The following is a 24,523-nucleotide window of genomic DNA, read 5'->3' on the forward strand; positions in this document are numbered from 1 at the left end:
GGCCTGCGCGGGGCCGCGGTTCTTGCGTGGAGGCATTCGCTCGCGTTCGGATTTGGCTCGACAGGAAGACGATGGGAAAGAAACGGCAGCTCACACCAGAAGAAGTGACCGAGCTCTTCTCGGAGGTCGACGCATCGGGCGTCATCGACCCTGCGCGCGTGAAAACGCGCAAGAAGCGCTTGATGTCATGGCGCGCCGCGCGCAGCGCTGGTGACGAGGAGGCCGAGGAGCGCCTGACCGCGGAAGACCGCCGCTCGCGCACGGGCAGCACGGTCGACCCGCTTTCTGACGAGGACCCTTCGGGTTCGAAGGTTGGCAACACCATCTCGCGCTTTGGCGTGGCGTTCATCGTGGGCATCATCGTGCTCGTGGTGGGCATGCAGGTGGGATACGGCGTCATGCGCCGCCTGAACACGGCAAACCTTTCGGACACGGTGAATACGGAGACCGTGAGCCGCGCCATCGAGGGCGGCTTGGAGTGGGGCAACGGATTCACCCAGTTTCCGAGCACCTTCACGGTGGACGAGGCAGATGAGCGCACGGGCGTCGTTGAGGTGAGCGTGGTTTCGACCGACGCGTCCAACGAGCTCGAGCTGTTCTCCAATAGCCAGATCGAGGCGGCGGCGCTCGCTACGAACGCACTGCTTAACGACAACATCAATCGCGTGGTGTACAACGTCTCGGCCGTTATGGACGAGGACGGGAACATCGTGAGCGACGGGCTGTTCTCGTTCTTCCCTGTTGATGGCACCGAGCGCCAGATCTTCACGTTCATCTGGACGAAGAATATGTCTGAGGCGTCGAGCAACATCGACTGGGAGCTGCGGATTGTCGGTATGGACGAGGAGGTTGCCAGCCGTATCCAGAAGCAGGTGAACTCGGTGTCGTCGCTGATAGACACGCCGAGCGTCGACCAGAGCGATATCGAGGCTCAGGAAGACGAGCTCGCTTTGGAGCAAAGCCTTAAGGGCAAGGATGTGTTCTTGGGGACCGACGATGGCCAAACCCTGAGGGACGCTCTCTCCGCTGCGCAAAACTCGGGTGCGACGGCTGCGCAGCAGGATGCAGCCTCCGGGGATTCTTCAGGGCAATAGCGTTCTGCGGGGCGAAAGGCTCCGCGGTGCAAGAGGCATTCGGCCTCTTATATACTCGGATGTGCGCCTTTAGGGCGTTGTGTTGCGCTAACCGGCTCGATTTTGGTGCTAAAGACCCCCTGCGGAAGTGGTTCGGTGCAAAACTCCCGCCAAAGGATCGGATTTTGGGGTACGTGCCGAGTAGCCAACATTATCGCACCTCGCGTACCAGCGCTTTTCATGCGCTCGCCACGGGGTATATCTGGGCCATTCGTTAAAATCCGATCCTTTGGCGAGAGTTTTGAAGCGCTGGTGCTGCAAGGGGGGTAGATTCAGGCGAAAACGGGGTGTAAGCGAAGCCAGAAGCGAAAAAGCGGGGGTGTTTGTCCCGGTGGGACAAACACCCCCGCTCGAAAACAGCAGCCAAAAAGGGAGGGGCCGTGCTAAGCGACCGCTGCGAATCCTGGGCTGCTCTGTGTGGGCTATGCTAGCAGCGCCGTGACCTTCCCGAGCAGTGGCTCATAGCTAACGCCGCGCTCGCGGAACTGCGGCTGCTTCGAGGAGACGATCATCGCGTCGTGCACGAAGTCACCGGCGAAGCGGACGGCCTCGTCGAGCGCCTTTCCAGCCATGACGGCAGCCAGCAGGCACGAGCAGTACAGGTCTCCTGTTCCGTGCAGCATGTAGGGGAGCAGTTCGTTGTTTACCTCGAAGAACGCACCCGACTGCGACCCAACGAAGTTGCGGATGAGCCCATCGCCGCGCTGCACGCCCTTAAGCACCACGGTCTTGGTCCCCTTGGCAAGGAGCGCTTCCACCATTCGCCGCGCTTCGTCGTCCGAAATGCTCTCGCCCGCCCAGGCATCGCCGATTGGCTCATCGAGGATGATGGCTGCCTCGGTGAGGTTGGGGGTGAGAATGTCCGCGCCTTCGGCGAGCTCGGCCATGGCGGAGCAAAGCTCGGGGGTGTAGGTGGCGTACACCTTACCGTGATCGGCCATGACGGGGTCAACGATGCGCAGGGCCTTCGGGTAGGTTTCGTAGATTCCCTTGATGATGTCTACCTGCTCGGGAGCGCCCAGGAAACCGGAGTACACGGCGTCGATATCGACTCCAATGCCCTTCCAGGCTTCGAGATAATCGGGCAGAATCGCGGTCGTATCGTGCATGTACCAGCCGGGAAACGCCGTGTGACTCGAAAAAAGCCCGGTTGGCACAGGGCAGACGTCGCAACCGGCGGCCGAGAGCACGGGAATGGCGACGCCGAGCGAGCACTTGCCGTATCCGCACAGGTCGTGAACTGCAGCGACGCGCGGGATGTAGTCCCCCTCGCGTTGATAGAGGGGTGGCAGGGAGCTGGTGATTTGGTTAGACATGGATTGCCTTCTTTCTTCCGCGGACTTATGGACCAGCGTACGAGGCACCAGCATAGTACTTGCATGTGTAACCAGTGTTGAGAATACCGTTTGTTTCAAAAGAGGGCATGACGCGCTATGACGATAAAATATGACCGGAGGTATATAAACACGCATCTCGCGGAAACATTTTTTTCAAATTAGCAGGTAAACAACCCTTTGCGATAAGTGGGCAGCTCAGACTAATTGATTTGAGAAAAAACATAGGTGGGTATCCAATTTTTTGGCCAAGAAAACATATCTGAGCTGGGGTTTTATTGTTCAAAACGATGTATAGTCTTGCATGTGTATCTGTCGAGGGTACTACCTATGCGCATTGCGTCTGCGCATGATGTATGGAGGAAGGGCGTATGTTGTTCGTGAGTGAGCGTACAAGAAAGAATCGGGGGGGGGGGGGGCGCTCGTAGAAACGCGTTAGCTGCTGCGTTCTGCGGCATCATCCTCGCACTCATTGGAGTGACCTTTGCGTATGCGGCCCCGCAGGCGCGGGCTGTCGATGATCCCGAGAACTTGGTCGATACCGTGAGCCCCAGCGGAACGACGATTAACGTGTTCGATTATTGGCGAGGTGGCTACGAGAATCGTTGGGAGAACGATACCAGTAACCCAATGAATAGGTATAATCAGTGGATTGACGCGGGAATCAACAACGGTCATGTGCTCAAATTTGCGAGCGATTTCGATGGCAGTATCCCACTGGGTGCTGAGCTAGTTGGAGCAAATGAGGGCGGTTCCGATCCGAAGTTCGGCGTTGTAAATCCCATCTTGGGCTCCGATGGCTATCCATCGCTCAGCGGAGATGCCGCGATGGTTGGTAGCGGCTCCAACAGCACTGAGTCCCTTTCCTATCTGTTCGATCTGAACAACATTGATAATGCCAAGCAGGCGTACTCCAACGTGCAGGGCCTTCTCAAGGTTGATGAGAACGGTTACTACGTATATGACGCGAAGCAGAATTTCGCTGAATTCGTTGAAGAGGGCGATACTGGACACTTCAATGTATATAACCACTGGGCGGTGAGCAACGGAGACGATGATGCGCGCCGAGGACAGTTCTTCCTGTTCAACGATGCCGACGATGTGTTGGTTGATACGGGGAGCGGTCTTGCAGACCGCGGCGTTGAAGCTTCGAGCTCGACGCTCCATCACTACTTTGGTCTTTCGATGAGCACTCAGTTTGCCCAGCAATATGGCGGATTCACCAGTGAGGACCGAACAACAAGGGTGACCTACAACTTCTCCGGCGACGATGATGTGTGGGTCTACATCGACGGATATCTGGTCGGCGATCTTGGCGGCATTCATTCTGCCGTTGCCCTGGATATCGATTTCAGTACCGGTCAGGTTATCGTTTTCACCGACAGTAACCGCGATAATGATTACACCAACGGAGAGCACGTGTTTCGTCAGACGACGATTCGCGCGATGATGCAAGAGGCTGTTAACGCTCAGCCAGCCGAAAGTCGGGCGGCGCTCCAAGCCGAAATTGACAACATGTTCGTGAGCAACGATTCCTCCGATGATGGCTATTCCATCTTCAAGGACGGTACCTCCCATACGCTTGACTTTTTCTATATGGAACGCGGCAACACCGACTCCAACATGAGTCTTAAGTTCAACCTGCAATCTATTCCTAGGACCGATATTGTTAAGGTTGACCAAGATGGTGGACCTGTTTCGGGAGCAACATTCAGGGTAACCGATACGGATACCGGTGCGTTGATTTGCACCGCTACAACCGAACGCGACGGCAGCGTTGTTCTCATGCAGCCCGATAGCCATACACTTATCACGCCGGATTGGCTTGCTAACAACGGCCACAGGCGAATTACCCTGACAGAGGAGACGGTTCCTTCTGGATACCGGGCGACGAAACCAATTCAGCTTTCGGTTAATAAGCTAGAGGCAACGGACGGGTCCACGCTGAACGTGCTTCTGTCTGACAATCAGTGGGAGAGTGGGGCATATGCTCAGCCGAAAGTAACGGCAACGACGCCTCATGATATTTCGCTCAACGGACATGATGCAATCACTGTCGAGGACCTCCGCAAGGATGGTGCCGGTACGCTGTTCGCGGTCGTTCAGCACAAAGGCGCGGACGGTCAATGGCATACCGTGACTGGTGATGCCCTGAGTGGGTGGCGCCTTACCACGGGTACCGATTTGAGCGGTGCGCTAGAGGCCGATTCGGCAGCGAAGTATGAGTTTGAGATTGGCATGTCGGGCGATTTCCAGGCAGAGATTGAAAACTTGCCGGGAGATATCAACGAATACGTGTTCTTCAAAGGCGACGCAGGCACGTTCCGCGGTGCGTACTACTACACTGAGGCGGAGAGCCTTGATTTGGCCAATACTAATAACACCTACGAAGTGGTAAACACTGGCGATTTTGATCGTCAGTTCTCGGCGCGGGTGTACGTTTCGGACATCATCAACCGCGTGGTTGTGCAGAAGACCGACGCCACGACTGGTGAGGCAATCAACGGTGCCACGCTTGCGCTCTTCAATCAGGACCAGGTGACAGCCAACGACGACGGGACGTACACGCTCAACGAAGACGCGACGCCCATCGGCGGTAGCTCGAGCCCGCGCTGGCAGGGAGAGACCAAGACGCTCTCCAAGGAAACGGATAAGATCTCGCTCGAAGGCGCGGTGGTGTTCGCGGGCCTCGAGCCGGGCATGTATTACGTTGGCGAGGTCTCGGCGCCGGAGGGCTACGCCAAGACCAACGAGGCTGCCAAGATTATTGTCACGGCGGATGGCGTATATGCCGATGCTGGTACCGCAACCGACGGCATCGCGGTAACGCGCGGCGTGGGGCGCTTGATGGACTCCATGTCTCAGTTCGCAGCAGACAACGGCATCGATGCTACCCTGGAGAACATTGTTGCAACGCCGAAGCTGGGTGCGGTGGATGAGTCTAGCACTACGCCGACAGTGAGCTTCGATAGCGAACCCGCAGGCGATCCGATCCACCTGACCTATAGCCCCGATGGCGACGACGTACTCGACTACGAGATCACGAGCGGCACGGACGCTACGAAGTTGGGTTTCCGAACCGAGTCGGGCATTCCGGGGATGACTATCACGCAGTGCAATGACGATAGCCATGCCACAACTGCTACGCACCGCGAAAACCTGGGAACTACTGACCTCACGGGACTCTTTACGGGTACCACGATCGTGCATCTGGACAATGAGAGCACGGGGAATCTCGTAATCAGCAAGAGCGTACAGGGCGAGAGTGCCGACGCCAATGATGAGTTCACGTTCACCGTGAACCTGACGGATGCTAACGGCGGCACGCTCACGGGCGACTACCCCGCTCAGAAGTACACCGGCAATACGCCTGAGGGGCAACCGACAACGCTCAAGAGCGGCGGCAAGGTCACCCTTAAGAGCGGTCAAAGCATCGTCATCCAGGTTGGCGAAAGCGCGAACTACACCGTGACCGAAGCCGCTGCTGACGGTTACATCACGGTCGCCATGGTCGACGGCCAGAAGGCTGAGGATGCTTCCGGGGAAGCGGGCTTCACCGCGGAGGGGTCCATTCCGGCGGATGGCTCGAGCACGGTGGTATTTACGAACACCGCGTTCAACGAGGATGAGGCAAAGGACGTTTTCGCAACGGACGAGGACCAGGGCAACGCCAAGATCGACGGTAGCATCGACGACCAGGCGGTGCAGGTGGGAGACGTGCTCACCTACGAGGTGAAGTGGGTCAATTATAAGGCGACAAACGCCGAGGTGACCGTGACGGATACGGTGCCAGAAAACACCGAGTTCGTGAGCGCGGACGCCGTTAATGGCAGCCCCGTTGAGCCTGACGATAATGGCATACTTACGTTGGATTTCGGCGAGCAAGAACCTGGTGCTACGGGCACGGTTTCCTTCAAGGTGCGCGTGCTCGACTCCGCTGCGACCACGACGGTCGAGAACCAGGCAACCATCAGCGTGGGCGAAAACGACCCAGACATCACGACCAACACCACGCACAACCCGGTGCCGGGCAAGAGTGTGACGAACAACGGTGGTGCCGAGGGCAACGATGGTTCGACCGCGCAGGTGGGCGATCTCTTGACCTACACCATCTCATTTGAGAATGTGAAGCAGGATGCAACGGTCGTGGTGACCGACACACTCGATGAGGGCCTGACGTTTGTTGAGAACACGACCGACGAGAAACTTAATGCAACGTTTGCTCAAGACGAGCAGAACCCCCAGAATCTCACCTGGACCATCGAGAACGCGCCAGCTGGATTGATCGCTATCACCTATACTGCTCAGGTCAACGAACATGCCTTGCCTGGAGCAACCGACCCGAGCAATCCCGGCACGGTGGTGAATACCGCGCAGGTGCAGGTGGGCAATGATCCGAAGGTGACGACAAACGAAACCGATACGGAAATCGAGAAGAGCTACCTCACCATACGAAAGACGGTGTTGAATGCCGAGGGCACCGAGATTACGCCCGAGGACGAATTCGAGTTTACCGTAACGCTTAAGGATAAGAACGGTCAGCCTCTCACAGGAACCTATACGTTCACGATTGCCGACATCGACGGCGGCAATGCTAGTAGCAGCGAGCTGAGTCTCGCAGCGGACGACGCGAGCGGCAAGGCTGCGGGCACTGCCACCTTTACACTCAGGGGCGGCCAGCAGGCGACCGTCGCTGGGCTGCCGCGCGGCACGAACTACACGGTTGGCGAAGCCGATTACTCCGACGAGGGGTATGTGATTGCCGACGGAAGCACGAGCGGTGGAGGTCAGCTGAATAACGAGGGCGCCATTGCCAAGGTAACCAACCAGCAAACGTCGACTACTGTGAAGCTGGGTGGCACGGACGCGACTGTTCCGCTCACCAAGGTCCTTAATGGCCGCGATTGGAAGGAAGGCGATACCTTCACCTTTACCCTCACCGGTGCGGCGGCGAATGGGTCGCCCAGCGATGGATACCAGCTGCCCGGAACGACCGAGCGGACCGTGACGTACGTTGATGCTGTTGCCGCTCTTGACCAGGCCGAGGACTCCGACGGCAAGCAGGTTCCTTTCGGCTTTGACCCCATCACCTTCACGAAGCCGGGCACCTACACCTTTACCGTGACCGAGGGGGCTACGTCGAACGGTGTTACGGCCGCGACAGGATCGGTGTCCTTCACCTTTGAGGTGAAGATCAACCCCGACAGCAACAAGCTCGAGGCGACGCTTACGAGCACGCCGGACTGCGGCGACTTCGTGAATACGTACAAGCCGGGCGGCGACACGTCTCTCGACACCACGGCATAGTTCGGTCTAACCAAGGAGTACACTGGCCCGTGGGCTGAGGGAACGGCCTTCACCTTCATGCTCTCCGGTGAGGATGCAAGCGGAGCCCCTGCCCCCATGCCCAAGGATGCCGAGGGTAACGATGTGACCGAGGTCACCCTGCATGAGAGCGACTTCCAAAATGGCATGGCGAGCTTCGGGTTCGGCAAGATTACCTATACCGAGCCGGGCACCTACACCTATACGGTGGCGGAGCGAAACGGTGGCACAACTACTGGTGGCATCAGCTACGACGGTAATGTAGCGACCTTCGTGGTGAGTGTGGTGGACAACCTGGATGGCGGATACACCGCAAACGTGACGAGCGCGAGCGGAGCGAAGTTCGAGAACACCTATGACGCAGCGAACGGCACGGCGTCGCTCATCGCGAGCAAGACGGTCAACGGCGCGAGCAAGGGCATCGAGGCCGGCGCATTCACGTTCGAGGTGAAGAGCGTGGCTGCACCCGATGGCGTGACCCCGCCCATGCCCGGTAACGCGGTGGCTGGCGAGGACGGCGTCTACACCGTGGCAAACGATGCCGATGGCGTGGTGAACTTCGGCCAGATCGTGTTCGAGCAGGCTGGCACATACCAGTACCAGGTGAGCGAGCGCAACATCGGAGCTGCGGGTTATACCTACGACTCAACCGTCTATATGGTTGAGTATGTGGTCGCCGACAACAACGCTGGCCAGCTCGAGGTAACGACGAACGTCTACCAAGGCGAGGATGCGTCCGGTACCAAGGTGCAGGAGATTGCATTCAATAACGTCTACAAGCCTGCGCCTGCGCCGGCTACAGCGAGCTTTGGTGGTACCAAGACCGTTAACGAGGTTGACGACAGCAGCAATTCCTATAGCCTCGAGGCAGGGGATTTCACCTTCACCATGGTGAACACGGCAACCGACCCCGCGGGCCTCACGGCACCGGTCCCGTCGGCAGGCAGCGAGGTGACCAACGACGCAGAAGGCGCCTTCAGCTTTGGCACCCTTACGTTCGAGCAGCCGGGGACCTATACCTATGAGGTGCGCGAGACCCAGGGCAGCCTGCCGGGCATGAGCTACGACGGCACCGTCTACACGCTGGCCTTTACCGTCGAAGATCAGGGCGGCGCGCTTAAGGTGACCAGCCAGATCATCACGAGCTCGGCGGGTGAAACCGTGGATGCAGGCGAGCTCAACTTCACGAATACCTACAACGACGGCGAAGTGTCCTACCAGATTGCTGGCACTAAATCACTCGTGACCAACGGTTACACGGGCGCGACGCTCGCTGATGGAGACTTTGAATTCGTGCTGGTTGATGCCGATGGCAACGTGATTCAGCGCGTTGAAAACACGGGGTCGGCCAACAACCAGGGAAGCTTCGTCTTCGAGCCGATTCCCTTCAAGGAAACGGGCACTTTTACCTACAAGGTCATGGAGATTGGTACCGACGGGCAGCCGGGTACGGGTGGCGTGAGCAACGACCGCATCACCTATTCGGCCGAGGTCTACACGGTGACGGTCAGCGTGACCAAGGATAACCAGACCGGCGTGCTTTCGGCGGACGCCGCTATTGAGTTGGCCGATCACGAGCTGGAAAGCATCGTTTTTACGAACGTGTATCAGCCGAGCGAGGTGACGGTTGGCCCGAGCGGCAATGCGCGTATCGAGGGTACGAAGACGCTGACGGGCCGCGCGCTCGCAGAAAATGAGTTCGAGTTCGGCCTGTTCGGCGCGGACGGGGCGCAGGTTGCCACTGCCAAGAACGGCGCGGACGGTAGCTTCGTGTTCAGGGATATCACCTACAGCGAACAAGGCACCTACACCTATACGGTGCGCGAGCTCAACAACGGTCTTGGCGGTGTTGCCTATGATGATGCCATATATACCGTGCGCGTTGATGTAACCGAGGATCCGGATGCGAAGGAACTGGTTGCCACGGTGAGCTACCTGCTGAATGGCGCGTCTGCAGAGGCTATGACCTTTGATAATTCCTACACTGCTAAGCCCTTGGAGATAACGCTCGGTGGCACCAAGGTGCTCGGCGGCCGCGAGCTTGAGGCGGATGAGTTCAGCTTCGTGCTGCGCGATGAGGACGGCAAGGAGATTCAGACCGTTAGCAACGGGGCGAGCGGTGGGTTCGCGTTCGACCCGATTGTGTATAGCGCGCCAGGAACCTATCGATACACCATCTCCGAGGTGCTTCCCCAGGATGATGATGCACAGATCGATGGTGTCCAGAGTAACAACGTGACCTACGACGAAACCGCGTACGAGGTTGAGGTGACGGTAACCGATAACGGCCAGGAAAACTTGGTTCTGAGCGGACTCACCTATGACGGCGTTGCTGAGCCGTTGGTGATCACCAATACCTACGAGCCGCCTTCGGAGCCTCCGGTGGTGCCGCCCACCAACCCGCCTGCGGATGACGGCGGCATATTGCAGACCGGCGATATGGTTCCAACCATCGTTGGTGCGGTGCTTGTTGCCGGCGTGGCTCTCGTTGCGGCAGGCGTGATCCTTCATAGGAAGCGCGGAGCGTAGCACATGGAACAGGGGAGCCCAACTAGTTCTTTGCGTGGAGTGGCTACGAGGACAAACGGACGTCACACGTTTGTGCACGAACGGGTTCTTATCGTGGTGGCGCGCGAGACGGAGCGGCATGGGTGGGTGAGCTTTCGCAAGCTTGACTTTTCCAAACGTTTGGGTTGCTGCGAGCACTCACTCGATCGCGCCATTGCAAAGCTGCGACGAGACGGCCTGATTGTTTCGAAGCCTGTGTTCGATGAGCGCGGGGCCCAATTGGGGAACGAGTATCGGGCGACAGATGCCGGGATCGTCCGAGCGGAAGAGATAAAACGGCAATCGTCGTAGACGAAGGCGCGCGGTTCACATGGGCCGCGCGCCTTTCTGTTTGCACAGCTACCCCGAGACGCTCTCGGTTATGTCCTCGACCGCGTGGTGGATTCGCGCACTACGAGCGGTACCGTCAAGATTCTTGCGCACTTTCGGACAGCCCCATAGGCCCGCCTCCCGGTACGGTCACTCGTCCAGCAGCGTCACGTCCAGGTAGCGGAGGGAGCCCCACTCGCTCTCCGCGACGTACTTGAGCCTCGCTGTCGCCAGCATAAGCGCGCTCTTCCCGTCGGGGAAGGTGCCCACGGCCCTCGTCCTGCGGCGGATTTCCCTGTTGAGGCGCTCTATCGCGTTGTTCGTGCGGACCCTCCTCCAGTGCCCGCGGGAGAACCTGGTGTAGGTCAGGGTCTCGGCGTACCCGTCGCGCACGGTCTTCGCGGCCTCCCTCAGCCTCATCCCCTCCAGCTCGCCGGCTACGGCGAGCGCTTTGGCCTCGGAGGCCTCGCGCGACTCCATCGCGTGCACGGCCTTGAGCATGGCGGCGACCCTCGCGCGCTTGGACTTCGGCACCTTCGCGAGCACGTTCCTGTAGAAGTGGACCGTGCACCTCTGGTAGGCGGCCTCGGGGAACACCTCGGCGATGGAGCCGACCATCCCGGCGGCCTTGTCGCCCGTGAACATGCGCACGCCCCTGAGGCCCCGAGACTTCAGCCACGAGAGGAACTCCCGCCAGCACTCGGCGGACTCGGCGAGCCCCTCGGCCGCGCCTATGACCTCGCGGTAGCCGTCGTCGTTGACGCCTATGGCCACCATGACCGCCACGTTCTCGTAGGACCCTCCCCAGCTGCGCTTCAGGTAGATGCCGTCGACGTAGACGTAGGGGTAGGAGCGCTCGAGCGGCCTGTTGCGCCACTCCTCGACGGCCTCGAAGACCTTCTCGTTCAGGTTCGAAACGGTGGCGGCAGAGACGCTGGAGCCCCAGAGTATCTCGCTCACGTCCTCGATCCGCCTGGTGGACACGCCCGCCAGGTACATCTCTATCATGGCCTCCTCGACGCTCGTCTCGCGGCGCCGGTAGCGCTCGATGATCGCCGTGGTGAACCGCATCCCCTTGAGCTTGGGCATGCGGATCGTCACCTCGCCGGACGTCGTCGCGAGCTTCCGCTCGTAGTGCCCCGCGCGATAGGCCTCGCAGTCGGCGGTGCGCTCGTATCGCTCGGCGCCGACGAGGTCGCCCGCCTCCTCCTCGAGCAGGCCGTTCAGCATCTCCTCGACGGTCTTGCGGATGAGCTCCCTCAGGTCGGCCCTCAGGGACTCCTCGTTCAATGTTACGATGGGCTCGGGCATGGTCTACTTCCAGCATGTTTCTTTTCTCGACAATCAGAAATCATACCGGGGCGGGCCGTGCCCTCCTTCCTATCTGGACGCTATGCCGCTGTCAAAGTGCGCAAGAAATTGTACGTCACCATAGCGTTTCGGGAAGTGAGCTATCAGCTCGCTGGCAGCAAGGTGCTCGAGACGAATGGGTATGCCGGCGAGACCCTCGCCGATGGCGAGTATGCCTTCGCCCTGTACGAGGTTGGCGCCGATGGTAGCGAGACCAAGATCGAGGAGGTATCGAACGGTACGCCGAACGGCGACGCCGCGAGCTTCCAGTTCAGCCCCATCACCTACACCGAGGCGGGGACACACACCTATAAGGTCTACGAGCTCGGCACGGACGGCCAGCCTGGAACCGGCGGCACGGATGCGGATAACGTTTTCTACAGCACGGCGGTCTACACCGTGACGGTGACGGTCACGCAGAGCAACGATGGCCGTGGCCTGTCGGCGAGCGCGCAGGTTACCGACGCTGAGGGTGCCACGGCGAGCGATGTGCTCTTCACCAACACCTACACCCCGAAGGAGGTTGTGGTTGGGACGAGCGGTAGCGCCCAGATTGGCGGCACCAAGACGCTTGCGGTCTCCGACGGCGCCGACTGCGCGCTTGCCGAGGGGGAGTTCACCTTCGTGCTTCTGGACGCCAACGGCGATGAGGTGCGCCGCGTTACCAACGCAGCCGATGGAAGCTTCGTGTTCGACGACCTCACCTTCGATGCGGCGGGCACCTACTCCTACACCGTCGCCGAGGTGAACGGCAGCGCGGGCGGTATCGGCTACGACGATTCACTCTTCGCGGTTACCGTCAAGGTGACGGAGGATACCGATGCAAACGCGCTGGTGGCGGATGTTTCGTACGCGAAGGACGGGGCAACGGTAGACGCCGTCTCGTTCGAGAACACGTATACGGCTGCCTCCACTACGGCGAGCATTGGCGCGTTCAAGCAGCTGAACGGCGGCACGTTGGCAGACGGCCAGTTCACCTTCGAGCTGGCCGGCTCTGAGGGCGCCCCGATGCCCGAGGGTGCGCAGGATGGCGTGGCAACGGCGGCAAGCGCCGCAGATGGCACGGTGAGCTTCCGCAAGGGCGACTTGGCGAAACGCCTTGGCTGCGGCGGGCGTTTGCCGCGTGGATGGTAGCTCTCCTCCTGCGGCGGCTTTCTGTTCGCGGCAGCTTCCCGCTTTCGCGTCGGACGCTTCTTGCCGTCGCGGCCTGCGCGTGTCCGCCGCCCGCATGCGGGGGGCTGCCGATGTGCGTCATGTGGAAAAACATGTATATCGAGAAGCATATTCTGCATATAATTGGCATCTTTTAATTAATACACGAATATTATTACCAAAAGTTTTATACAACTGGATAAAACCAGTACAATACTTGCGGCCTATTAACCTTTAATCCGGTCCAGAGAGCCCGGGAAGGAGCGAACATGGCACCACAAGACATGGCAGCCGAGCTTGCCAGCACTTGCGATGCGAGCCCATCGGCTCGTCGGGCGCGCGTAAGCGACCTCGCGGCGCGCATGCTATCAAAAACCAGCAAACAATCGAGCGATCCGGCCATCTTGCTGTTGGCCGACGGCACGGCGTTCTACGGGCGTTCGTGCGGCGCCGCAGGCACGGCGGTGGGGGAGGTGTGCTTTAACACCTCGCTCGAGGGGTACTTCGAGGTCGTGACGGACCCGAGCTATGCCGGACAGATCGTGACCATGACCTACCCCCAGATAGGGAACTACGGCATCGACCTTGCCGATACCCAGACGGCGCCGGGTATGCCGGGCAGGCACGTGGGGAACGTGAAGCCGGCGCTGCGCGGTCTCGTGGTGCACGATATGTGCCATGTGCCGTCGAACTGGCGCTCGACCATGAGCCTGCCGGAATACCTCGAGGAGCGCGGCGTCGTCGCCATCGAGGGTATCGATACGCGCGCCCTCGTGCGGCACCTGCGCGACAACGGAGCACAAAAGGGCATCGTTTCAACCGAGGTGTTCGATCTTGCCGAGCTCGCTCGCATGCTCGATAGCGCCCCCGACCTCGTGGGAACGAACCTCGTGCAGACCGTAAGCTGCAAGGAGGCCTACGGATACGATGCGTCGAGCCTGTCCAAGAACCGCGCCTTCGCTGCGGCCGCCCCGGCCAATGCGCGCAAGAAGGTCGTGGTGTACGACTGCGGCGTGAAGAGGGGCATCATCGAGGGGCTCGCGCGTGTGGGGTGCGAGCTTCTCGTCGTGCCATGGGATACGCCGGCCTCCGAGGTGCTCAAGCACCATCCCGACGGCGTCTTTCTTTCCAACGGACCAGGCGACCCGGACGCCGTGGAAGAAACGTACGCCCAGGTTCAGCGGCTTATTGGCAAGGTGCCCATCTTCGGCATCTGCTTGGGGCACCAGATGATCAGCCTTGCTGCCGGAGCCACCATGGAGAAGCTCGCCTACGGGCACCGCGGAGGCAATCAGCCGGTTATGAATCTGCTTACGCACCGCGTGGAGATCACCGCGCAGAACCACGGGTTCGGCCTCGTGTTCCCGAGCTTGGGCGAGCTCGTGCCGGAGCTTTCGGGTGGCGTGTCCGAGCATCCTTGCGGCTCCGATGGCACCCCCGCCACCGGCGACCTGCGATTCTGGGTCGAGCGGGGTGTGGCGCCCGTGGTGAGCAATGAGCGCTTCGGACGCATCCGCCTCACGCACGTGAACCTGAACGACGGCACCGCCGAGGGCATTCAGCTGCTCGATGCCCCTGCGTTCAGCGTGCAATACCACCCCGAGGCCGCGCCTGGTCCTACCGATGCGCACTACCTGTTCACCGCGTTTATGCGCCTCATGGACGGCGACCGCGATTACCTGGATATCGATATCGCCAAGGACCGCCTCGCGGGGTGGACCTTCGCTGCGTGATGTGGCGCAGGGCGCGCTTCCGAGGGTTTTCAGCGAGCTGAGCCGCGAGATTCGATGCCGGAAGCCGCCTCTGCGAAACGGATTTACTGATTACGCCGTGAAATTGGCTAAAAATGTCGATTTTCGGCAATCGCATCTCCCTGAAGGGCTCGATGAAAGAGGAAAAAGGCGTGGAATGGGTGGGCAGGCGGGCGTAGAACCTTCAAAACGGCCGCAAACACACCGATATCCGCGCGCAGGGCACAGGTCGATTGCCATTTTTCGACATTTTTAGCCAGATTAGGAGAACGCAATGCCAAAACGTACCGACATCAAGCGGATTCTCGTTATCGGGTCCGGCCCGATCGTCATCGGCCAGGCCTGCGAGTTCGATTATTCTGGCGCTCAGGCCTGCAAAGTGCTCAAGGAGGACGGCTACGAGGTCGTTCTGGTCAACTCAAATCCGGCCACGATCATGACGGACCCGGGGCTTGCGGACCGCACCTATGTTGAGCCCGTGACCCCAGAGTTCATCGAGAAGGTGATCGCCCGAGAGCGTCCCGACGCCCTGCTCCCCACGCTCGGCGGGCAGACGGGCCTCAATGCCGCTGTGGAGCTGGCCAAGAACGGAACGCTCGATGCATATGGCGTCGAGATGATCGGGTGCGACCTTGCCGCCATCGAGCGAGGCGAGGACCGCAAGCTCTTCAATGAGGCCATGGCCGAGATCGGTCTGGAGGTTGCCCGCAGCGGCTACGCTTATTCCATCGACGACGCGCTCGCTATCGTGGCGCGTGTGGGCTACCCCTGCGTGCTGCGTCCGAGCTTTACCCTGGGCGGCGCGGGTGGCGGTATCGCGCACGATGAACAGGAGCTGCGCGAGATTGTGCGCCAGGGCCTCGAGCTCTCTCCTGCCGGCGAGGTGCTCGTGGAGGAATCCATCGAGGGCTGGAAAGAGTACGAGATGGAGGTCATGCGCGACCGCGCTGGCAACGGCATCATCGTGTGCTCCATCGAGAACCTCGACCCCATGGGCGTGCACACGGGCGATTCCATCACCGTGGCGCCGGCGCAGACCCTATCCGACCTGGAGTACCAGCGCATGCGAGTGGCCTCGCTGGCCATCCTGGAGAAGGTGGGCGTGGAGACGGGCGGATCCAACGTGCAGTTTGCCGTAAATCCCAAGAACGGCCGCCTCATCGTGATCGAAATGAACCCGCGCGTGAGCCGAAGCTCGTCGCTTGCGTCCAAGGCCACCGGATTCCCCATCGCCAAGGCGGCGGCTCGCCTAGCAGTGGGCTACACCCTCGACGAGATCGTAAACGACATCACCAAGGCCACCCCGGCGTGCTTCGAGCCCAGCATCGATTACTGCGTGGTCAAGGTGCCGCGCTTCGCATTCGAGAAGTTCAAGGGCACCGACACCACCCTCACAACGCGCATGAAGGCCGTGGGAGAGATCATGGCTATCGGCCGCACGTTCGAGGAGGCGTTCGGTAAGGCCATGCGCTCGCTCGAAGACGGGCACGCCGGGCTGAGCGCGGGTGGCGACAACCTTGCCACCGTGCCGGATGACGAGCTCGAGGGCCGCGTGGCATCGCCCACCGAGGACCGCATCTTCGCGCTCGCCGAGGCACTCCGTCGCGGATGGAGTCACGAGCGCGTGCACGAGCTCACCGGCATCGATCCGTGGTTCATCTCGCGCATCGCCGACATGATCGCCGTGCAGGAGAGCGTCCGGGGCCTGCGCGTGGAGGACATCGATGTCGACGCCATGCGCCTGCTCAAGCAATACGGCGCGAGCGATGCCGAGATCGCGCAGCTCACCGGGAGCGACGAGCGCTTCGTTCGGGCCTATCGCAAGGGTCTCGGCGTTGTTCCCTGCATGAAGACCGTCGATACGTGCGCCGCGGAGTTTGCGAGCGCAACGGAGTATCACTACAAGACCTACGAGGGCCTCATGCGGGTATCGCCCGACGCGAGCCGTGGCGTTGCGGCAGACGAGGTAACCCGCGCGCACAAACCCAAGGTGATGATTCTGGGCGCGGGGCCCAACCGTATTGGCCAGGGCATTGAGTTCGACTACTGCTGCGTGCACGCGAGCTACGCGCTGGCGAGCCGCGGCTTCGAGACCATCATGGTGAACTGCAACCCCGAAACCGTCTCCACCGACTACGACACGTCCGACCGGCTGTACTTCGAGCCGCTTACCTACGAGGACGTCATGGATATCGTTGATGTGGAGCGCCCCGACGGCGTGGTGGTGACGCTCGGCGGCCAGACCCCGCTCAAACTGGCCCGCGCGCTCGCCGATGCCGGCGTGAAGATCATGGGCACGCAGCCCGACGCCATCGACCTTGCCGAGGACCGCGAGCGATTCAGCGCTCTGCTGGACCGCATGCGCATCATGTATCCGCCGGCGGGCGAGGCGCGGAGCTTCGAGGAGGCGGAGCAAGTTGCGGCGCGGATCGGGTTCCCGCTGCTCGTGCGCCCGAGCTACGTGCTGGGCGGCCGCGGCATGATGATCGCCTACGACGCGGAGCACCTGCGGGAGTACATGGCCGAGGCCACGCGCGTCTCGCCTGACTACCCCGTCTACCTCGACCGGTTCCTCGAGGGCGCTATGGAATGCGACGTGGACGCGCTTTGCGACGGGGACGAGGTCTATATCGGCGGCATCTTGGAGCATATCGAGGAGGCCGGCATCCATTCGGGCGATTCCGCCACGTGCATCCCGCCCTTCAGCTTTTCCGACGCGCTCGTGGCGAAGTTGCGCGACACCACGGCGCGCATTGCCATGGCGCTTGGCGTGCGCGGCCTGGTGAACGTGCAATATGCCATCCAGGGCGAGCAGGTCTATGTGATCGAGGCAAACCCGCGCGCGAGCCGAACGGTGCCGTTCATCTCGAAGGCAACGGGTGTTCCGCTCGCCAAGTGCGCGGCGTGCATCATGGCGGGGGAGAAGATCGCTGACCTGCACCTGCCTGCCGACGACCGGCGGCTCGACTGGTTCTGCATGAAGGAGGCAGTGATGCCATGGGGCCGCTTCCCGGGTGCCGACGTGGTGCTCGGCCCGGAGATGAAGTCGACGGGCGAGGTGATGGGCATCGCGAAGAGCTACCCCGAAGCATATGCCAAGACGCAGCTCGCGATCAGCTACGAGCTTCCCACGCCGGAGAGCGGCAAGGTGTTCATCTCGGTGAATGATCGCGACAAGCGCAACATCCTCTCGCTCGCGCGCATCCTGCGGTACCTGGGGTTCGAGATTTGCTCCACCGAGGGCACGGCCCGCGTGCTGGCTGGCGGCAACGTGAAGTGCGAGGTGGTGCGCAAGTTCAGCGAGGCGCACCCCAACATTGGGGACATGGTGGCGAATGGCGAGATCGCCCTCATGATCAACACGCCGTTCGGGCAGGAGTCTCGTGGCGACGGGTACCAGCTGCGCACCGAGGCCGTGCGTCGCGGGGTCACGTGCATCACGGCCTTGAGCGCGGCGAACGCCTTCGTGGCAGCGGTCGAAGCCATTGAGGACGCTCGCCTCGATCGCGGCGAGGACATGGGGGTCATCGCCCTGCAGGACCTCCCCCAGTACGAGGTGTAAGGCGCTTCTGCCTCGATGCGTCCGGGCCTGCGGATTCTGGAAGATTGCGATGCCGGCGGCGACCGGGGTGCCCCGCTCCGCTGCCGCCGGGGGCACCCCGTTCCCCTGGCGAGGGTGCCCCCGTTCATGGCGATACGATGTTAATTGACCTAAGCTAGTAACAATTTACGCATAATCTAAGTAAGCGAGCGGATCGAGGAGACGGGGCAGGTACAATCCCGTTTCGTTCCTCAATCTGCGGACGCGATGCCGGCGGCGCGAGTGCGGCACCGGTGGCATGAAGACGAAGCCTACGACGCGAGCGCGGCACTGGCGGCATAAGGACGATGCCGGCGCCGCGACTGCAATGCCGGCGACACGAATGCGATGGTGGCGATTCCCAATGGACGAGAACAGCAGGACGATACATGACGACGTGCGCCAGCGGGCGGTCGAACTGCTCGAAGCCGATGTGGGCCGCCGCCACCTCGCGCGCGAGCTTGGGGTGAGCGATGCGACGGCCCGGCAATGGACCCGCGCGTTTGCCGTGGGCGGCGCGGAGACCGTGCTCAACGCCGGGAGCCACCGCAAGGTGTACGACTACGAGACCAAGCTCGCTGCCGTGAAGGAGCACGTGGAGCGCGGCAAGTCGGTCCGCGATGTGATGGTTAAGTATCAGATTCCCAGCGAGTCTTCGCTCAAGGCGTGGTGCCGGGCGTACCGACGCGACGGAGCGAATGCGCTCGTTAACAAACGTCGAGGTCGCAAGCCCAGGTCTTCGGAAGAATCCTCGTCGTAGGAGCATTTCCCGCGACACAGCGCGCGTGCTATCATGGTCCGCGGTCAAGCATTCAAGGCTGCCTGCGGGCAGCAGAAGGGAGCAGCATGCTCAACGCTATTGAGATCGCGCCGAAGGTTTGGTGGGTCGGCGGGCTCGACTGGAACGAGCGCCAGTTCCACGGCTACACCACCGAGCGCGGCATTACCTACAACGCCTATCTCATCATGGACGAGAAGGTAACGCTCATCGACACCGCCAAGGCGACCTTCACCGACGAGTTCGTTCAGCGCATCAGCCAGGTGGTCGATCCGGCGAAGATCGATGTCGTGATCACCAACCACGTGGAGATGGACCACTCCGGCAGCCTGCCCAAGATCCACGAGCTCGCGCCGAGCGCGACCATCTACGCCAGCGCCCCGGCCGGCGTGAACGAGATCCGCGCGCACTACGGCATCGAGGTCGAGGGCGTGAAGACCGGCGACTCGCTGAGCATCGGCGAGCGCACGCTTCACTTCGTGCAGACGCCCATGGTCCACTGGCCCGACAACATGGTCACCTGGTGCCCCGAGGACGGCATCCTCTTCTCGAACGACGCCTTCGGCCAGCACTTCGCCACGAGCAAGCGTTTCGACGACGAGAACGACCTTGCCGAGGTCATGAAGCAGGCCAAGAAGTACTACGCCAACATCGTGTGGCCGTACGGTGCCCAGGTGCAGAAGGCCATGGGTGCGCTCGCGGGCCTCGACATCAAGATGATCGCCCCCTCGCACGGTGTGATTTGGCGCAGCAACATCCCTGCCATCCTGGAGAAGTACCAGGCTTGGAGCACCTACCAGACCGAGGATAAGGCCGTGGTGGTGTTCGACTCCATGTGGCACTCCACCGAGCTTATGGCTCGCGAGATCTGCGACGCCTTCATCAAGGAGGGCGTGACGGCCCAGCTCATCGACCTCAAGCACACGCACATCTCGGACATCATGCTCTATATGTGCGACGCGCGCTACGTGGCGGTTGGCTCGCCCACCCTCAACTCCAACATGATGCCTACGGTGGCGAGCTTCCTCACCTACATGCGTGGCCTTTCGCCCAACAACAGCCAGCGCATCGGTATCGCGTTCGGCAGCTATGGCTGGGCGCCACTTGGTCCCAAGCAGGTCGAGCAGGCCATGCAGGACGCCAAGTTCGAGATGCCCGTGCCCGTGATCACCCAGCAGTGGATTCCTGGCGAGGAGAAGCTCACCGAGATCCAGGATACGGTGAAGAAGATTATCGAGGACACCCGCGCGTAAGAGATCAAGCATAGCCGCAGGTCAAACAAGCGATATGGTCAGGCCCCGGGCGCGCGTGCGCTCGGGGCCTTTTCTGTGCCCAGGCTCATTTTGCCCTCGCGCATGGGCAATTCTAAGTTCGAGGCTCGAGTCGGAAGGTTTTTGAGGTTTCGCCGAGTAGACCGCCCTTTTGGGAATCTTCGACCTGCAGTTTTGCTTGCCCGCAAGGGGTGTCTACTCGGTAGGTCGCCAAAAATCTTCCGACTCGAGCCTCGAACTATTTTGAAAGGAACGCTGAGGCGGTACGGCCTAGCTGTGGAAGCGGCGAAAGAGGCGTGAACACGTCCAACATTGCCGTTCACCGCCGAATTCCTACCGCACAGGGGGTCAAGTTAGCTACAATATGTAAACGTTTGGTGTGTTGAGGAGGCACACGAATAAAACCCGTCTTATCGGATCCATGGATTGAGGAGGAGACACATGAGTCTCATCGCGGCGCTTGTCGCCGTACCGCTCATCGCGGCGGTACTGCTCATGCTGTTCCGGAGCGAATCCCAGCGCAACGTCATTACGATTGCGGCGGCAGCGATAACGGGTGTTACCGCTGTGGCGTTCGCGGTGCAGTACCTGTTCGTCGGCCACGTATCCTTCGCGTTGCCCCAGGAGACGAGCTACATCGCTACCTGGGTATTCACGGCGATCGACATCGTGCTCTGCGCGGTCATCTTGTGGCACGCCGTGCGTTACAAGAACCGGCTTGCGCTCGTTCTCGGCCTCGTTCAGACCGTTGGCGTGATCGCATTCGCAAACATGACGCTCTCCGAGGGCGCCGGCCACATGCTTCCCGAGCCGCTCTACAGCGATCAGCTCTCGGTGATCATGGTGCTCATCGTGGGCCTTGTGGGCAGCGCCATCTGCGTCTACGCGCTCGGTTACATGCACGACTTCCAGCATCATGAGCCCGCCGGCGCGCCCGACCGCCGCCACTTCTTCAGCGCGCTCATGTTCATCTTCCTCTCCGCGATGTTCGTCATCGTGCTCTCCGACAACCTCGAGTGGCTCTTCACCGGCTGGGAGATCACGACGGTCTGCTCGTTCCTCATGATCGGGTACACCCGCACGGACGAGGCCATCAAGAACTCCTTCCGCCAGATCAACCTCAACATGATCGGCGGCCTGGCCTTCCTCGCGGCCCTCATCATGCTCCACTTCGGCGGTATCGAGCTCTCGCTCGCCGCGTTCATCGAGACGGCGAGCACCACCCAGGCCGCCGTGCTCATCTTCCCGATCCTGCTGCTTTCGGTTGCGGGCCTCACGAAGGCCGCGCAGATGCCGTTCCACAGCTGGCTCCTTGGCGCCATGGTGGCCCCGACGCCCACGAGCGCCCTGCTCCACTCCTCCACGATGGTCAAGGCCGGCGTCTTTCTGCTGGTGAAGCTCGCGCCCGTTTACATGGTCTTCCCTACGGCCTCCATCATGGTCGTTACCGTGGGCGGCGTGACCTTTGTGCTCTGCAGCTTCATGGCCATCAGCCAGAGCAACGCCAAGCGCGTGCTCGCGTACTCCACGATTGCGAACCTCGGCCTCATCGCCGCCTGCGCCGGCGTGGGCATCGCCGAGGCCGCCTGGGCTGCGGTCTTCCTCATCATCTTCCATACGGTGTCCAAGTCGATCCTGTTCCTGTGCGTGGGCACGGTTGAGCACCGCATCGGCAGCCGTAACATCGAGGACATGGACGGCCTCTTCAGCCGCTTGCCGCGCCTCACCCGCTTCATGATGCTCGGCATCCTGGGTATGTTCGTGGCCCCGTTCGGCATGCTCATCTCCAAGTGGGCCACACTCGTCTCGTTCGCCGAGACCGGCAACGTGGTCTTCCTCATCCTGCTTGCCTTCGGATCTGCCGCTACCTTCTTCTTCTGGGCCAAGTGGCTCGGCAAGCTTGCGGGCGTGGCGCAGAAGGCCGAGAACGTCGAGGCGGGCGTGCATCGCTCGGAGTGGTTCGCCATTGGCTCCATCGCCGTGCTCATGCTCGCGTGCTGCCTTGGCCTGCCGGCCATCTCCCTCGGCGTGGTCTCCCCGTACCTCGAGGCGACGTTCGGTAGCAACCCGCAGTTCCTCGGCGTGGACAACATGCTCATCATGGCGGTCATCGTGGCGTTCATCGCCATCGTCTTCCTCACCCCGTGGGGCCGCGCGAGCAAGAAGCGCCGTGTCGAGGTCTACCTGGGCGGCACCTGCACCGATCCGGACAGCCGCCGCTTCCACGGATCCATGGGCCGCACCATGACGTCCACCAAGCGCAACTGGTACATGCAGGACATCTTCCCCGAGCATGCCCTCACCAACGTGGGCGTGATCGTGTGCCTGGGCATCATCCTCATGGCCTTTGCCGCCTGCTTCATCTTCAACACCGACGTGCTCACCGGCGGCACGTTCTATGTTGAGCGCCTGCCGCGTCTCGTGGGCCCCGGGCTTCCCGGCCTGCTGCTCGGCGTTGTGGTCTTCGCCGTCTGCGCGCCCGTTATCGGCTGCCTGCTCGACGGGCTCGACCGCAAGGTGAGCGCGCACATGCAGGGGCGCGTGGGCCCCAAGCTGCTGCAGCCTTACTATGACGTGCGCAAGCTCCTTGCCAAGGAGCAGGCGAGCGTCAATGCGGTGGACGAGGCGTACATCACCTGCGCCATCATCTTCTGCCTGCTCGCGGGCGGCATGTTCATCTCTGGTTCCAACCTGCTCATGTGCGTGTTCCTGGTCACCCTGGCCACGCTCTTCGTGATCATCGCGTCGTACTCCGCGCGGAGCCCCTTCGCCGACACCGGCGCGGACCGCGAGTGCCTGCAGGTGATGAGCTACGAGCCCATGCTCCTCATCATGACCGTCGGCTTCTTCGGCGCGACGCAGTCGTTCGATACCGCGTCGCTCCTTACGCTCGAGCAGCCGATGATCATCTCGCTCATCCCGATCTTCCTGGGCTTGCTCTTCATCCTCACCATCAAGCTGCGCAAGAGCCCGTTCGACTACTCCTATAGCCACCATGCGCACCAGGAGCTCGTCAAGGGCATCACGACCGAGATGGAGGGCCGCACCCTCGCCAAGGTCGAGATCATGCACTGGTGCGAGACGGTGCTCTTCCTCATGTGGGTGGGCATGTTCTTCATCTGGGATAACCCCATCTCTTTTGTGGTTGCGTTGGCGGTCGTGGCCCTCACCTGGTTCTTCGAGGTGTTCATCGACAACAACAGCGCGCGCACCAAGTGGCAGTTCGGCCTCAAGTACGCGTGGCTCGTGGCGCTCGTTGCGGGCGTCATCAACCTGTTCTACATGCTTATCACCCCGTTCATCTAAGGAGAGCATATGGGTTACGCATCCAAATCGCCGTGGCTCATCCATTACGACGGATCGAGCTGCAACGGCTGCGACATCGAGGTGCTCGACTCGCTCATGCCGCTCTATGACCTCGAGCGCTTTGGCATCATCAACACGGGCAACCCCAAGCATGCGGACATCTTCCTCGTGACGGGCTCGGTGAACCACCAGAACATCAACGTGGTGAAGCACATCTACGAGCAGATGATGGAGCCGAAGGTTGTCGTGGCGTGCGGCATTTGCGCGTGCACGGGCGGCGTGTTCCGCGATTGCTACAACATCATCGGCGGCGTGGACAAGGCCATTCCGGTGGACGTGTACGCGCCCGGCTGCGCGGTGCGCCCCGAGACCATCATCGACGCCGTGCTCAAGGCCGTTGAGATTCTGGACGAGAAAGCGAAGCGCTTGGCGGCGGGCGAGGACCCGGCGACGATCGGCAAGCCGATGCCCGAAACGCCGAACGCCCCGGTTGACGAGCGCCATGCTGCGGCCGAGGCTACGGCGAAGGCCGCGCCGGCCGGCAGCAAGGCGGATGCCGGCGCTAAGGCGGCCGAGGGCCCGGAGGCTACCGGCGGCCCGAAGGCCGGAGAAGCTAAGACCGAGCAGCCCGCGGCTGCGACCAAGCAGACGAACGAGTAGGAGGCG

At 61.2% G+C, this 24,523-nt stretch carries 12 protein-coding genes and 1 pseudogene; 11 read left to right on the top strand and 2 right to left on the bottom strand.

All coding sequences use genetic code 11. The annotated features are described in order from the left end of the window. Positions 1-71 precede the first annotated feature (71 nt). Entirely contained in the window at positions 72-1,094 is a 1,023-nt protein-coding gene (locus GJE22_RS00415) for a hypothetical protein (protein ID WP_235895737.1), read from the top strand. A gap of 461 nt (positions 1,095-1,555) precedes the next feature. Here the strand turns inward: GJE22_RS00415 and GJE22_RS00420 are convergent, their stop codons facing one another. Further along, the gene (locus tag GJE22_RS00420) at positions 1,556-2,449 is read right to left on the bottom strand and encodes a PfkB family carbohydrate kinase (RefSeq protein WP_144687494.1); all 894 of its coding nucleotides are present in this window, start codon (positions 2,447-2,449) and stop codon (positions 1,556-1,558) included. Between the two features lie 648 nt (positions 2,450-3,097). Between GJE22_RS00420 and GJE22_RS00425 the strand changes: the two genes are divergently transcribed. The 3 genes and pseudogenes from GJE22_RS00425 (at position 3,098) to GJE22_RS10240 (ending at position 10,321) form a co-directional block, all read left to right on the top strand. Continuing rightward, a complete protein-coding gene (locus GJE22_RS00425; RefSeq protein WP_154324018.1) occupies positions 3,098-7,774 on the top strand; it encodes a DUF7601 domain-containing protein in 4,677 nt (1,558 codons plus the stop codon). Positions 7,775-7,792: 18 nt separating this feature from the next. After that, positions 7,793-9,391 (top strand): annotated as a pseudogene (locus GJE22_RS00430) (Spy0128 family protein); the annotation flags it as partial. Between the two features lie 21 nt (positions 9,392-9,412). Continuing rightward, the gene (locus tag GJE22_RS10240; RefSeq protein ID WP_407923524.1) at positions 9,413-10,321 is read left to right on the top strand and encodes a Spy0128 family protein; all 909 of its coding nucleotides are present in this window, start codon (positions 9,413-9,415) and stop codon (positions 10,319-10,321) included. 498 nt (positions 10,322-10,819) lie between these two features. Here the strand turns inward: GJE22_RS10240 and GJE22_RS00435 are convergent, their stop codons facing one another. Next, positions 10,820-11,980, bottom strand: coding sequence for an IS256 family transposase (locus GJE22_RS00435; protein WP_144687486.1), 1,161 nt, complete (start codon positions 11,978-11,980; stop codon positions 10,820-10,822). A 108-nt stretch (positions 11,981-12,088) separates the two neighbouring features. Between GJE22_RS00435 and GJE22_RS00440 the strand changes: the two genes are divergently transcribed. From GJE22_RS00440 to GJE22_RS09995, 7 genes are all read left to right on the top strand, one after another. Then, positions 12,089-13,153 (top strand): Spy0128 family protein, encoded by a 1,065-nt coding sequence (locus GJE22_RS00440; protein WP_154324020.1) that lies wholly within the window; start codon positions 12,089-12,091, stop codon positions 13,151-13,153. A gap of 287 nt (positions 13,154-13,440) precedes the next feature. Then, positions 13,441-14,904, top strand: a complete 1,464-nt coding sequence (gene carA / locus GJE22_RS00445) for a glutamine-hydrolyzing carbamoyl-phosphate synthase small subunit (protein ID WP_235895736.1) — start codon at positions 13,441-13,443, stop codon at positions 14,902-14,904. A 292-nt stretch (positions 14,905-15,196) separates the two neighbouring features. Next, complete coding sequence (gene carB / locus GJE22_RS00450; protein WP_144687482.1) at positions 15,197-18,484, top strand: carbamoyl-phosphate synthase large subunit; 3,288 nt, start codon at positions 15,197-15,199, stop codon at positions 18,482-18,484. A 382-nt stretch (positions 18,485-18,866) separates the two neighbouring features. Continuing rightward, positions 18,867-19,262 carry a helix-turn-helix domain-containing protein gene (locus GJE22_RS00455; RefSeq protein ID WP_186297360.1) on the top strand — a complete coding sequence of 132 codons (396 nt, stop codon included), beginning with the start codon at positions 18,867-18,869 and terminating at the stop codon, positions 19,260-19,262. A gap of 86 nt (positions 19,263-19,348) precedes the next feature. Continuing rightward, positions 19,349-20,533: an FprA family A-type flavoprotein gene (locus GJE22_RS00460; RefSeq protein ID WP_144687478.1), complete on the top strand. Its 1,185-nt coding sequence runs from the start codon at positions 19,349-19,351 to the stop codon at positions 20,531-20,533. 459 nt (positions 20,534-20,992) lie between these two features. Then, the gene (locus GJE22_RS00465; RefSeq protein ID WP_144687476.1) at positions 20,993-23,857 is read left to right on the top strand and encodes a proton-conducting transporter transmembrane domain-containing protein; all 2,865 of its coding nucleotides are present in this window, start codon (positions 20,993-20,995) and stop codon (positions 23,855-23,857) included. Positions 23,858-23,866: 9 nt separating this feature from the next. Continuing rightward, positions 23,867-24,517, top strand: coding sequence for an NADH-quinone oxidoreductase subunit B family protein (locus GJE22_RS09995; RefSeq protein WP_235895735.1), 651 nt, complete (start codon positions 23,867-23,869; stop codon positions 24,515-24,517). Positions 24,518-24,523: the final 6 nt, after the last annotated feature.

The sequence above is a fragment of the Enorma shizhengliae genome (genome assembly GCF_009676995.1).
Classification (GTDB): domain Bacteria; phylum Actinomycetota; class Coriobacteriia; order Coriobacteriales; family Coriobacteriaceae; genus Enorma; species Enorma massiliensis.

Bases quoted from the DNA above. Each gene is read 5' to 3' on its own strand.
- GJE22_RS00415 (WP_235895737.1), top strand. From the start codon at position 72: ATGGGAAAGAAACGGCAGCTCACACCAGAAGAAGTGACCGAGCTCTTC.
- GJE22_RS00420 (WP_144687494.1), bottom strand. From the start codon at position 2,449: ATGTCTAACCAAATCACCAGCTCCCTGCCACCCCTCTATCAACGCGAG.
- GJE22_RS00425 (WP_154324018.1), top strand. From the start codon at position 3,098: ATGAATAGGTATAATCAGTGGATTGACGCGGGAATCAACAACGGTCAT.
- GJE22_RS00435 (WP_144687486.1), bottom strand. From the start codon at position 11,980: ATGCCCGAGCCCATCGTAACATTGAACGAGGAGTCCCTGAGGGCCGAC.
- carA (WP_235895736.1), top strand. From the start codon at position 13,441: ATGGCACCACAAGACATGGCAGCCGAGCTTGCCAGCACTTGCGATGCG.
- carB (WP_144687482.1), top strand. From the start codon at position 15,197: ATGCCAAAACGTACCGACATCAAGCGGATTCTCGTTATCGGGTCCGGC.
- GJE22_RS00455 (WP_186297360.1), top strand. From the start codon at position 18,867: ATGGACGAGAACAGCAGGACGATACATGACGACGTGCGCCAGCGGGCG.
- GJE22_RS00460 (WP_144687478.1), top strand. From the start codon at position 19,349: ATGCTCAACGCTATTGAGATCGCGCCGAAGGTTTGGTGGGTCGGCGGG.
- GJE22_RS00465 (WP_144687476.1), top strand. From the start codon at position 20,993: ATGAGTCTCATCGCGGCGCTTGTCGCCGTACCGCTCATCGCGGCGGTA.
- GJE22_RS09995 (WP_235895735.1), top strand. From the start codon at position 23,867: ATGGGTTACGCATCCAAATCGCCGTGGCTCATCCATTACGACGGATCG.